Origin of the sequence: Stenotrophomonas sp. GD03877, assembly GCF_029840555.1 — a bacterium.
Taxonomy (GTDB): Bacteria; Pseudomonadota; Gammaproteobacteria; order Xanthomonadales; family Xanthomonadaceae; genus Stenotrophomonas; species Stenotrophomonas geniculata.
Genome location: NZ_JAOCCT010000012.1, coordinates 83,776 through 96,292, shown reverse-complemented (window position 1 = coordinate 96,292; position 12,517 = coordinate 83,776). Strand labels below are relative to the sequence as shown.

The following is a 12,517-nucleotide window of genomic DNA, read 5'->3' as shown; positions in this document are numbered from 1 at the left end:
CAGGGCTCAGCCTGCCCGTTCCACCCGGTTGCGACCGTTGCCCTTGGCCCGGTACAGCGCCTTGTCGGCGCGCGCCAGCATGTCATCCACGCTTTCACCTGCCTGGTGCTGGGCAACGCCGATGCTGATCGTGACCGGGAAACCCAGCGGAAGGTCTGCCACGGCCAGGCGCAGGAACTCGCATTGCAGTTCGGCCGTGCGCAGATCAGTGCCCGGCATCACCGCCACGAACTCCTCGCCGCCATAGCGCGCGGCCATGCCACGGCCGGCGAAATGCGAGCGCAGCAGCACGCCCAGCTCGGCCAGCACCCGGTCGCCGGTGGCGTGGCCCTGGAAATCGTTGATGTGCTTGAAGTGATCGATGTCCAGCAGGGCCACGCAGGCCACTCCCGGTTGCCCATCGATCTCCGCCACCGCCTCTTCCAGTGCCGCCGCCATCGCGCGGCGGTTCGGCAGTCCGGTCAACGCATCGGTGCGGCTCTGCTCGGCCAGGTCGGCATTCTGCGCCAGCAGCACGTCCTGGTACTCCGACAGCAGGCGCTCGTAGTCATCGCGTTCCAGCATGTGCTTCTGGATGTCGAGCGCGAAACGGCGCAGCTCCATCACCAGCATCACCTGCCGTGACAGAGCGGCCAGTGCCTCGGCCTTGTCGCTGGGCAGGTGCTGCGGATGTGCATCGAACACGCACAACGTACCCAGTGGCAGGCCATCGGAACTGATCAGTGGCGCACCGGCGTAGAAGCGGATGTGCGGGTCGCCGGTCACCACCGGGTTGTCGTGGAAGCGGATGTCCTGCAACGCGTCCTCGACCACCATGATTTCCTGCGGCTGCAGGATGGCGTGGCCACACATCGATTCGCTGCGCAGGTTCTCTGCCGCGTCGATGCCCTGGATCGACTTGAACCACTGCCGCTCGACATCGATCAGGGTCACCGCCGCCATCGAGGTACCGCAGACCGCCTTGGCGATCGCCACCAGGTCGTCGAATGACTTCTCGCGCTGCGAATCAAGGATCCGGTAGCGGTACAGCGCCTCGAGCCGGAGGGCTTCGTTGGCAGGCTTGTCGGGCTTGATCATGCAGCGTCACATTCCGGCAGGTCACTGCGGAGTCTAGCCGATGTAGAGCCGAGCCCATGCTCGGCTGCACCCGGACAAAAGGCAGCCGAGCATGGGCTCGGCTCTACAGAGGCCGTTTACCAGTCCAGTTGCTTCGGCAACAGGCCCTGCAGCTCCTGCTCGGTCAGGTTGCGCCACTGGCCCGGCTTCAACGCGCCGATCTTGATGTTGTCGATGCGCACGCGGCGCAGCTGGGTCACGCGATAGCCGAATTCGGCGGCCATCAGGCGGATCTGCCGGTTCAGGCCCTGCTGCAGGGTGATGCGGAAACCGAACTTGGCGATGCGCGAGGTCTTGCACGGCAACGTCATCTGGTCGTGGATGCGCACACCGCGCGCCATGCCGCGCAGGAACTCATCGGTAACCGGCTTGTTCACCGCCACCAGGTACTCCTTCTGGTGGCCGTTCTCGGCACGCAGGATCTGGTTGACGATGTCGCCGTTGCTGGTCATCAGGATCAGGCCTTCGGATTCCTTGTCCAGGCGCCCGATCGGGAAAATGCGCTGCTCGTGGCCGACGAAATCGACGATGTTGCCCTTGACCGAGGTTTCGGTCGTGCAGGTGACACCCACCGGCTTGTTCAGCGCGATGTAGACATGGCGGCGGGCGCCGGGCTTGCGGGCCACGCGCGCGCGCAGCGGCTGGCCATCGACCAGCACCTGGTCTTCTTCGCCCACCACCGCGCCAGTGCCGGCCGGATGGCCGTTGACGGTGACCCGGCGGGCGGCGATCAGGCGATCGGCCTCGCGGCGGGAGCAGAAGCCGGTGTCGGCGATATGTTTGTTGAGTCGGGTGGTCATCGCCCTATTATCCGGCATCGCCGCCCGCAGCGCTTCATGCCAGGCCGGGCGGATCGAGCTCTTCGCCGTCGAACACCCGGTTCCGGCCCGCCCGCTTGGCCACGTACATGGCATGATCGGCCCGCCGCAACAGCCCGGCCAGATCGTCCTCGCCCGGCCGCCACTGCGCCAGGCCGATGCTGGCGGTCACTTCCAGCCCCGGCACCTGCAGGGCCTGCCCGGCCTCGGTGATGCGCTGGCGCAGGCGTTCCAGCCGCGCCGACGCCGCCTCGCGCGGCATGCCGGGCATCAGCAGCAGGAACTCCTCGCCGCCCATCCGCACCACTTCGTCCTGGCTGCGCACCGCAGCGCGCAGCGCGCGTGCCACCGCCACCAGTACCTGGTCCCCCACCCCGTGGCCATGGCGGTCGTTGATGTCCTTGAACAGGTCGATGTCGAGGAAGCCGATCACCAGCGAGCCACGCTCACGGTCGACCTGTGCCAGGTGACGGGCCAGCTGCTGCAGGCCGGCGCGGCGATTCGGCAGTCCGGTCAGGACGTCGGTTTCGGCCAGCTGACGCAGTTCATCGCGCTGCTGGCGCAGCCGGCCCAGCCGCTGGTTCATGGCATAGGCGGCCATCATCAGCAGCCAGGTCACCGACAGCTGCAGTGCTTCGACCCGGTATTCCAACAGCCATTCCGCACGGCAGGCATCGGCGATGATCAGGACCAGCATCGGTGCCAACGCGGCCAGTCCCGCCTGCGACCAACGGTCGCCACGCCAACGGGCCCATACGCCCATCAGCAATGCCAGGCCACATCCCAGCAGATAGGACACCTGCAGGCCCTGCGCGACCCAGGCCAGCTGTTCCCAGCGCAGCCACGGCACCAGTACGGCCAGCGCCAGCAGGCCCCACAGCACGGTCGCCTGCAGCGGCCGCGACCGTGGCCATACGCGGTCACCGCCGTTCAGCCGCCACAGTGCCGGCAGTACCAGCGCCTGGGTGGCGGCGGTCAGCGAGAGCAGCCACCAGGCCCCACGCTCCCCCACCGGCAGCCACGGCTCCGGGTAGCCGCTGAGGCCACCGAGGATCGCCTGCCACAGCACCAGTACCGTGGTGCCGGCGACGTAAACCAGGAAGCTGCGATCGCGCGTGGTCAGGAAGGCCATCAACGCCGACAGCGCCAGCGCGATCGCCACGGCGATGCAGGCAGCACGCATCAGCAGGCGGGCGGTGTCGTTCTGCTGCACCGGGCTGGGCGCGCCCAGCCTCAAGGTCGGTACCCAACGTGTCTTCAGCGGTGTCTGCCAGGAAACCAGGAACGGCTCATGGCTGCCGGCCGGCGGTACGGCCACCAGGCCGATGCCTGCACGGAAGCGCGAATCACGGGTGCGGGCGTCGTGCATGTTGCCGCAGATTTCGCGGTCACCGTGCTGTACCCGCACTTCGCCGGCAAAGACATTGAACACGTCCAGCGCCTGTGGCTGGCCCGACCAGCCTTCCTGCGGAGCCGTCACCAGCACCTGCTGGCGCGGGCCCGACAGCATGCGCGGCGTGCACGCACGATGCGGGGTGGGCTCATCGGTGGCGCCACCGACCAGCAGGTAATCGCGCCCCGATTCCACCGCTGCGGCCTGCAGCGGCCACGGCGTCGCCAACCACGCCAGCAGTACGACCAGCACCGCTCCCGTTCCGTACTGCCACTGCCTGCCGCCCACGCCACATCCTGTTGTTGCTTACGCCCGCGCCCACTGCGCGTCGCCCCTGGCCGGCATTATCGCAGCCGGACGTACGCCGCACGTGTAGACCAAAGTCGCCGCCACGCCGTTCAGCCAGCCCCCGGCGGCCCCTTCACCGCGACCAGCCGCACCGGGCGCAGATCGGCCAGGGTCAGCCGCTCCAGCGGCTGCGGGCGTTCGATGGCATAGCCCTGCAGGCCCTGCACGCCAAGCCGGGTCAGCGCACCGGCAACCTCGGCGGTCTCCACCCACTCGGCCACCACTTCCATCTGCAGCTCGCGCCCGAGCTCGCTGATCGCACGCACCGTGGCGTGACTGACCGGGTCTGTATCCATGTCCCGCACGAAGGCGCCGTCGATCTTCAGGATGTCCGCCGGCAACTGGCGCAGATAGCCGAAAGAAGACAGGCCGGAGCCGAAGTCATCCAGTGCCATCCGGCAGCCCCGCGCCTTGACCGCATCGATGAACGCACGGGCCTGGCTGAGGTTGCTGATCGCCGCGGTCTCGGTGATCTCGAAGCACAGCTTGGAGGCCAGCGCGCGGTTGCGCTCAAGCAGGTCGCAGACGAAGGCGAGGAATCCCGGCTCGGCGATCGACTGCGCCGAGACGTTGACGTTGCACAGGCCCAGCTGGCGCACGTGTGCCGGGCACACCTGCAGGTGGCGGAACAGCAGCCCGAGCACGTGACGATCCAGCGCCACCGCCATGCCATAGCGCTCCACTGCCGGCATGAACTGTCCGGGCAGGTGCAGGCTGCCGTCGGTACCGCGCATGCGCACCAGCACTTCGTAGTGCAGGTAGGTCGGATCGCCCACGCGGGCGATGCGTTGCGCATACAGCAGCATGCGGTTCTCGGCCATCGCCAGGCTGACGCCCTGCAACCGCTCGGCTTCCCGGCGGCGCTCCTCCAGCGCCATGCGGTTCTCATTGAAACAGTGCACCCGGTTGCGACCGGCCTGCTTGGCGGCATAGCAGGCGCTGTCGGCAGCACTCATGAGCCAGTTCGCATCGGGGGCGTCGGCGCTGACTTCAACCACACCGATGCTGCAGCTCAGCTGCGGGCTGCCCTCGCTGATCGGGAACGTGGCCTGGCCCAGGTTGCGGATCACCCGCTGCAGCACCCGCTTGGCCTCGTCCTGCCCGGCATGGGCGAGGAACACGGCGAACTCGTCGGCGCCCAGGCGGCCGACCCAGTCACCGTCACGCACTGCAGCCACCAGATAGTCGGCGAAACTGCGCAGCATCTGGTCACCGGCGGCGTGGCCGAAGCTGTCGTTGACCAGCTTGAAGTGGTCCAGGTTGATGTAGCACAGCGCATGCGTGCCGCCGTCGCTGCGCACCTGCAGCAGCGAACGTTCCAGCAGCCGCTCGATCTCGCGCCGGTTGATCAGGCCGGTCAGCGGATCGTGGCTGGCGTGGTGTTCGATCTCGCGCGCCAGGGCATGGTTCTGGCTGACATCCTCGATGATCGCAAACACCGACAGGCCACCTCCCGCGCTGCGCACGCCGGTGCCACTCCAGCGCCCCCACACCAGGCTGCCATCGCGGCGGCAGAAGCGCAGCTCACTCGGCCGCAGCTGCCGGTCCCAGTCAATGCGGCCGACGCCATCGATGACCAGTTCGCCTTCCATCAGCAGATCACCGAGCGACATCTGCAGCAGCACGTCGCGTCGGTAGTCGAGGATATCGGCCATCGCCTGGTTGGCTTCGATCACCTTGCCGTCGGTGTCGAGCTTGAGCATGCCGACATTGGCCTGGTAGAAGGCCGCACGGAAGCGGCTTTCGTGCTCGGTCAGGTCCTTGCCGACGCGGCGCGCCAGCGCGACAGCCATCAGGCTGATCGCCAGCACCGACAGCCCACCGACCACAAGCGTGGCGATCCGCACCATCGTGGCCATGCGCAGCAACGCCTGGGAAAATGCCTGTGCCTGCACCTGCAACCGCCGGTCCAGATCACGCAGCTGCTGCAGGTACCGGTCGCGGTCCGCCACTGGCAGCGCCCCGTGGGCATGCCCCGACTGCAGCTCGGCGACCAGCCGCTGCACGGCCAACAGGTCATCATCGGTCTGTCGCCACAGCGTGCTTGCTTCCCGGAATGCACCGATGTCGCGTGCATAGCGGAACGAGAACACCAGGCGCGGAATATCGGCGCGCGCGTTGCCGCCCTGCAGGAAGCCCTGCCTGGCCTTCTCCTCGTCCGGTACCGCCTGTTCCAGCGCCAGCCGGGCCTGCAGATCCCCCAACGGAATCCGCAGCGCCTGGCGCGCGTCGTCCAGGTCCTGGGCATCACCGCGCGCCAGATAGCGGCTGAGTGCGGCGGTCGCATCCTGCTGACCACGCGACCAGTAGCCCTGGCCGGCGATCCATGCGGTGGAGGCCGCCTGCAGCTCCTGGATCAAGGCGGACAGCGCGACCAACCCGATCGCCATGCCCGTCAACAACGCAAAGCGCAATCCCAGGCCACGGGTCATCGGCACCCGCCGGCTCTGCTGGTCCGTGCCACTTCTACCCATCCCGGATCCCCCCGAATGTGCTGCGGTGACAACCTCCCTTGGAACCGGCCCAGCCTATGACCGGCAATGTGTGGGCCATGCGAAAAAGGGGACGGAGGGGATTAAGTCGTTTTCGGCATAAGCGCGCGGCCTGCCATTTACGACTTCATCCCCTCCGTCCCCTTTTCCTGTACGCCAGCCCGGAGGCTGGCGTTGATCAGGACGGCTGCGGGTGCGGCTTAGAAGCTGCGCGGACCGCGCGGCTTGAAGCCGTCACGACGCGGCGGGCGGCTGTCGCGGTCACCGCCGCGGTCGCCGCCGTGGCCACCCGGACCACCCGGACCACCACGACGCGGGCCACCTGGGCCGCCCGGACCACGCTTGTCGAAGCGCGGCTTGAACGGACGCGGGGCCGGGTTGGTGTCTTCACCCGGGGCCAGCGCACGCATCTGCAGCTGCTGGCCGGACACCCACACTTTCTGCAGGTGCGACAGCACGTCCGGCGGCATCTGCGCCGGCAGGTCCAGCAGCGAGAAGTCGTCGTGGATGTCGATGCGGCCGATGAAGCGGCTTTCCAGTCCGGCTTCGTTGGCAATGGCGCCGACGATGTTGGCCGGCTTCACGCCATGCTGGTGGCCCACCGAAATGCGGTAGGTCTCCATGCCCTGCTCCGGTGCACCACGCGGCGGAACCTCGCGGCGCGGACGCTGCTCGAAACCACCTTCGGCGTCGTCACGACGCGGGCCACGCTCGAAGCGCGGACCACGCTCGTTGCGGTCGAATCGATCGCCACGCTCCGGACGGTCGCCACGGTCGAAGCGCTCGCGCGGCGCGCGCTCTTCACGCGGGGCGCGCACCGGCGGCTGCAGCAGGAACGGGGTGTCACCCTGCAGCAGCTTTGCCAGCGCGGCGGCGATCTCGATGGCGGGCACGTTCTGCTCGTTCTCGAAGCGCTCCAGCAGCTGGCGGTAGAAGTCCAGGCCACCGGCGCCGAGGGTTTCGCTGATGCGCGAGGTGAACTTGTTGATGCGGGTGTCGTTGACCGCCTCCACGCTCGGCAGCTGCATCTCTTCGATCGGCTGGCGGGTAGCGCGCTCGATCTGGCGCAGCATGCCCTTCTCGCGCGGGGTGGCGAACAGGATCGCCTCACCGCTGCGGCCGGCACGGCCGGTACGGCCGATGCGGTGCACGTAGCTTTCGGTGTCGTACGGGATGTCGTAGTTCAGCACGTGGCTGATGCGCTCCACGTCCAGGCCGCGCGCGGCCACGTCGGTGGCGACCAGGATGTCCAGCTTGCCTTCCTTCAGCATGGCGATGGTGCGCTCACGCTGGGCCTGTTGCATGTCACCGTTGATGGCGGCAGCGGCCAGGCCACGGGCCTGCAGCTTGCCGGCCAGTTCTTCGGTGCCGGCCTTGGTACGCGCGAAGATGATCATCGCGTCGAACGGCTCGACTTCCAGGATGCGGGTCAGCGCGTCCAGCTTGTGCATGCCGCTCACCCACCAGTAACGCTGGCGGATGTTGGCCGAGGTGGTGGTCTTGGCCGCGATGGTCACTTCCACCGGGTCCTGCAGGTAGGTCTGCGCGATGCGGCGGATCTGCGGCGGCATGGTGGCCGAGAACAGGGCCACCTGGCGCTGCTCCGGCAGCTTCTTCAGCACGGCTTCGACGTCGTCGATGAAGCCCATGCGCAGCATTTCATCAGCTTCGTCCAGCACCAGGGTCTTCAGCTCGGACAGGTCCAGGGTGCTGCGGTCCAGGTGGTCGATCACGCGGCCGGGGGTACCGACCACGATGTGCACGCCACGGCGCAGGGCCGACAGCTGCTGGCCGTACGGCTGGCCGCCGTACACCGGCAGCACGCGGAAGCCCGGGATCTTCGACGAATAGGACTGGAACGCCTCGGCAACCTGGATGGCCAGCTCGCGGGTCGGTGCCAGGATCAGGGCCTGCGGCTTGATCTGCTGCAGGTCGATGTTGGACAGTACCGGCAGCGCGAACGCGGCGGTCTTGCCGGTGCCGGTCTGGGCCTGGCCCAGCACGTCACGGCCTTCCAGCATCGCCGGGATGGTGGCGGCCTGGATCGGCGACGGGGTTTCGTAGCCGATGGCGGTGACCGCCTGCATCACGGGCTCGGACAGGCCGAGCTGCGCAAACTGCAGCGGCGCTTGGGAATCTTGGGACATGGGGAACTCCGAAGACACTGCCGTCTTCCTGGCAGTGCGATAAAAAAGGTGATGGTCCGCGCTTTGGGCGCCCTTCTTATCGCGTGCCCTGGCGCTGCTCGGTTGGAGGAGATTTCACTCGCTCAGAGCGGAATCATACCGCATTGATCCTGAACAAGGTGTACAGCTTGCCATGCGCGTGTCGTCATGCCCCGTGCTGGCGCACAATACGCGCCCTCTTCCCCGGCCCGGCCGCTGGCCCGCGCCCCTTCCCAGGAAACCCGCTCCATGCAGATTCTCGAATTCGACCTCGACGGTGACTACGTCGAACTCAAGCAGTTGCTGAAGCTGGCCGACCTGGTCACCAGCGGCGGCGAAGCCAAGATGGTCATCGGTGACGGCCAGGTGCGGGTCGATGGCGAAGTCGAACTGCGCAAGGCCTGCAAGATCCGCGCAGGCCAGGTGGTCGAATTCGCCGACAGCCAGATCCGGGTGCTGGCTGCCGGCTGATCTGAAGCTGTTCAGGCCACGCGCTGGGTCAGGTGCGAGGCAATCAGCTGCCTGAACGGTGCTACGCCCTGCGCCAGGCGCAGGCCGGCCGCCCGCAGCAGGCGCGCCGGACGGCGATCGTCGGTGTACAGGCTGGCGATCGCATTGGTGGCCTCGTACAGCGGCCGCGACGCCAGCCGGTGACCGCGCTGGTAGCTGGCCAGCATGCCGGCCGCGGCAATGTCGGCACCGCGACGCTGCTGGTTGACGATGCCCTGCGCCAGCCGCTGTGCGCTGGCCAGTCCCAGGTTGAAGCCATGCGCGGTGACCGGGTGCATGCCGACTGCGGCATCGCCGATCAGTGCCGAACGCCCGCCGACAAAGCGGTGCGCGTACACACCTACCAGCGGATACGCCTGCGGCGTGGCCACCGGCTGCATGCGGCCCAGGCGATGTTCGAAGCAACCGCTGATGGCCTCACCGAAGGCCACCTCATCCATTGCCAGCAGTTCTTCAATCTGCCGCGGCGGCAGCGTGATCACCGCCGACGCCTGGCCCTCGTTGAGCGGCAGCAGCGCCATCGTGCGGCCGTAGCCGAACCATTCCCAGGCAGTGTGGTGATGGTCGCGCTCGACCTGCATGCGGCACACCAGCATCGACTTGCCGAAGTCGCGCATCTGCGCACCGATGCCGAGCATGCGGCGGGTGGCGGAGAAGCGGCTGTCAGCGGCCACCAGCAGCCGCGCATGCAATTGGCTGCCGTCATCGAGTTTGACCACATGGCCCTGTGCATCGGCCTGCACGCCCTGCACCTTGCGCCCGTCGAACAGCTCCAGGCCGTCCTGGCCCTGCACGGCATCCCATGCAGCACGGCGGATCAGATGATTGGGCACCAGCCAGCCCAGCGGCTGGCCGTCGACCTGGCTGCTGGCGAAGGTCAGCGCGAACGGCGAGCCACCATTCATCACCTTGGCATCGCGCAGTTCAGCGACTTCGGCGTGCGGCAGGCGCTGCCATAACCCCAGCTGCTCCATGCTCTGCCGCGAGGCATGGGTCAGCGCGATCTCGCGGCCATCGAAGGCGGCTTCGGCCAAGGCTTGGCGCGGCTGCACTTCGACCAGCCCGACCTGCAGCCCGCTGCCGGCCAGCGCGCGCGCGAAGCACAGGCCTGCCGGTCCGGCGCCGACCACCACCACGTCCATCCTGCGCATGCGCGCCTCCTGCCGTTGATTCAGTCCGGGCCAGCATAGCGCCACACACCTGACCGGCCTTGATCTGGATCAGGCCCGGGTCACAACAACGCGAACACCAGCGCCAGGATCGACAGCAGCGACACCAGCCACACCAGGCTGCGCACGTAGGGCACGCCTGCGGCATACAGCGGCAAGTAGGCCACGCGCGCCCAGAAGTAGGCCTGCGCGGCCAGCGCGGTGGTGTCGTTGCCGCGCCCAGCCACGACCACTGCGATCGCGGCGGCGGCGAAGAACGGGAAGGTTTCCAGGAAGTTGGCCTGGGCCCGCTGCAGGCGACCGGCCAGCGGGCTGACCGGCTTCGCTTCGCCATCTCGCGCCGAAGCATTCCACTTCATCCCGCGCTCGCGGGTGACCACGGTGGAGGTGGCGAAAATGTAGACAAAGCCCAGCAGCACCGACCAGGCCAGCATCGTCAGTTCAGTTGCCATCATGCATCTCCTCAGGGTGCCGACGCACGCAGGCTGTAACCGGCCAGGCGCCACACCTGGTCCTCGTCGAAACGGAACGAGACCAGCTCGCGCACCGGCTGCGCGCTGTTGGCGAAACGGGTCGGGAAGCTGACGTTGATGTACAACCCTTCCGGCACCGCAGCGCCGGCGCTGTACTTGACCCGGGTAATGGTCGGCTGGCCGCGGCCGGCCAACGCACCCAGGCGCGTGCGCTCGCTGGTCAACTGGCTGACGAAGGCGGCCTTCGGTACCGCACGACGCGCGACGGCCGAAGCGCCGTCCCACAATTCGCCTGCGCGGTTGGCATCCACCAGCTGCGCCGCCTTCACTGCGGCCGCACCCATTTCCGCGTCCTGTTTCTGCACCTGCGCCTGCTGCGCGGCGGTCAACACCGGAGCGCCGGAGGTAGCCGGTTTTGCAGCCGCTGGCGAGGCCGGTGCCGGGCGCGCGGGTGCCGGGGCGGGCGTGGCCGGCGCAGGTGCCTGCGCCAATGCGGTCAGGGGCAGCAGGGACAGCAGCAGGAGCACGCGCTTCATGGACACCGCCGGTTCTCGGGAAAGAACCGCAGTCTACGCCAGCGCGGTGAGCTGTTCGTCAGCGCGCGTTGGCGCTGCCTTCCACCGCGGCGGCATCGGCCTGCGCGGCAGGCGTGCCGGTGTCTGCCGGCACCTGTTCGGCCACCGGCGGCGGCTCCGACGGTGCCGGCGGCAGCGTCGCCACGTCGATCTCCGACAGCGGGCTTTCTTCCGGGCACACTGCATCCGGGAAGCCGAAGCGCTGCTTCAGTGCCTGGCCGCAGCTGTTGATCGATTCCATGTCAGCGCCTTCGCGCTTGCACTGCTGGTCGAAGGCGATCAGGAACGCGTCCTTGCGCTGCACGAAATCATCGCCGCAGGCCCGCATCTGCTTGATCCGTTCCAGATCGTCCTGCACCGCGTTGGTGCCATCCAGGCCATACTGGCGCAGCTCGTCCGCGGTCAGCAGGCGCAGGCTGCGGTTGGGCACGGTCATCATCAGATCAGCCACGCCCACCGCCACGCCGTTGCGCTGCAGGTAGTCCTTTACGTTGTCGTAGACCTCGTGCAGCTCGCGGTTGAGTTCTGCGCGCGAGGTGGCCTTGGAGCTGATGCGCATCATGCGGTGGATGCCAACCTTGCCTGACAGCAAGCGGTTGTCACCGGCGGCCAGCACGAACACGCAGGCACTGTGGCAGATCGAGCCTTCGCGCACCCAGATGGTCCAGCCGGATTCACCGATACTGTCACCGGCGACGATCGCCGATTCCACCTGGCCCCCGCTGGAATCCAGGTCGAGGATGCGCTTGTGGATCTTCTGCTGGTCGGCAACCACGGCCAACCGCCACATCATCTCGGCGAAGCCCGGGTTGATCTTGCCGGCGTAGCGCACGCGCATCAGGCCACGTTCGGCGCAAGGCGCCAGCGCCTGGCTGATCTGCTCGCGCTGCAGGCCTTCCAGCTCGACACCGTCGCCCGCGTCACCGGCATATTCGGTGCTGCAGCTGACCCACGCACGCCCGTTCTCCAGCTGCGCCTGCGGCCACGGCCGATCCGCCCGGCTGCGCGGCGGCGCCGGCGGCGGTGGCGCATCGGCGGCGTTGATCGACACCATGTTCTCGCCATCACTGGCCGGTGCCCGCGCCGCCTTGTCGGCAGCGGTCACATTGCCCGGATTCTCCAGCTGACTGCAGCCCGCCAGGGCCAGGCACAACAGGGGCAACCAGCGGAGTTTGGCGGACATCGGGCAACCGGATTTCAAGGGAGCAAGGGCCACAGTCTACCCGTCCAGCGCGCGCATTCAGCGCGTGGCACTGAACCCCTTCTGACCCTTGGGAAAGCGTGTCGACCAAGGTCGACACCTACCAGAGCGGGATGCCCTTCCGACAGATCGCAGGAACCTGTCGAAGGCGGGGTGGGTCCGGTTGCGGGAGTGTCCGCGGCATGGATGCCGTGGCCAAGCCCCCGCGGGTTTACGGCGTCTCCCGCAACCGGGCCCACCCCGCCTCCCCACAGGAA

General features: G+C 67.8%; 10 protein-coding genes. 1 reads left to right on the top strand and 9 read right to left on the bottom strand.

Features of this window, described 5'->3' with window-relative positions:
• Positions 1 to 6: 6 nt before the first annotated feature.
• From N5D20_RS11325 to N5D20_RS11305, 5 genes are all read right to left on the bottom strand, one after another.
• Complete coding sequence (locus N5D20_RS11325; protein ID WP_049433866.1) at positions 7 to 1,077, bottom strand: sensor domain-containing diguanylate cyclase; 1,071 nt, start codon at positions 1,075 to 1,077, stop codon at positions 7 to 9.
• A 116-nt stretch (positions 1,078 to 1,193) separates the two neighbouring features.
• Positions 1,194 to 1,916, bottom strand: a complete 723-nt coding sequence (locus N5D20_RS11320) for a pseudouridine synthase (protein ID WP_005408708.1) — start codon at positions 1,914 to 1,916, stop codon at positions 1,194 to 1,196.
• A gap of 34 nt (positions 1,917 to 1,950) precedes the next feature.
• Positions 1,951 to 3,615, bottom strand: coding sequence for a GGDEF domain-containing protein (locus tag N5D20_RS11315; RefSeq protein WP_279914418.1), 1,665 nt, complete (start codon positions 3,613 to 3,615; stop codon positions 1,951 to 1,953).
• Between the two features lie 110 nt (positions 3,616 to 3,725).
• Positions 3,726 to 6,149, bottom strand: a complete 2,424-nt coding sequence (locus tag N5D20_RS11310; protein WP_279914419.1) for an EAL domain-containing protein — start codon at positions 6,147 to 6,149, stop codon at positions 3,726 to 3,728.
• 218 nt (positions 6,150 to 6,367) lie between these two features.
• Entirely contained in the window at positions 6,368 to 8,314 is a 1,947-nt protein-coding gene (locus tag N5D20_RS11305) for a DEAD/DEAH box helicase (protein ID WP_279914420.1), read from the bottom strand.
• A 267-nt stretch (positions 8,315 to 8,581) separates the two neighbouring features.
• Here N5D20_RS11305 and N5D20_RS11300 point away from each other — a divergent pair, with 267 nt between their 5' ends.
• Complete coding sequence (locus N5D20_RS11300; protein WP_010486399.1) at positions 8,582 to 8,803, top strand: RNA-binding S4 domain-containing protein; 222 nt, start codon at positions 8,582 to 8,584, stop codon at positions 8,801 to 8,803.
• Positions 8,804 to 8,814: 11 nt separating this feature from the next.
• Here N5D20_RS11300 and ubiM read toward each other — a convergent pair whose 3' ends face one another.
• From ubiM to N5D20_RS11280, 4 genes are all read right to left on the bottom strand, one after another.
• Positions 8,815 to 9,993, bottom strand: a complete 1,179-nt coding sequence (gene ubiM, locus N5D20_RS11295) for a 5-demethoxyubiquinol-8 5-hydroxylase UbiM (RefSeq protein ID WP_043396543.1) — start codon at positions 9,991 to 9,993, stop codon at positions 8,815 to 8,817.
• 80 nt (positions 9,994 to 10,073) lie between these two features.
• A complete protein-coding gene (locus N5D20_RS11290; protein WP_010486403.1) occupies positions 10,074 to 10,463 on the bottom strand; it encodes an MAPEG family protein in 390 nt (129 codons plus the stop codon).
• An 11-nt stretch (positions 10,464 to 10,474) separates the two neighbouring features.
• Complete coding sequence (locus tag N5D20_RS11285; RefSeq protein WP_241872586.1) at positions 10,475 to 11,020, bottom strand: DUF4019 domain-containing protein; 546 nt, start codon at positions 11,018 to 11,020, stop codon at positions 10,475 to 10,477.
• Positions 11,021 to 11,078: 58 nt separating this feature from the next.
• Complete coding sequence (locus tag N5D20_RS11280) at positions 11,079 to 12,242, bottom strand: hypothetical protein (protein ID WP_049433873.1); 1,164 nt, start codon at positions 12,240 to 12,242, stop codon at positions 11,079 to 11,081.
• Positions 12,243 to 12,517 lie beyond the last annotated feature (275 nt).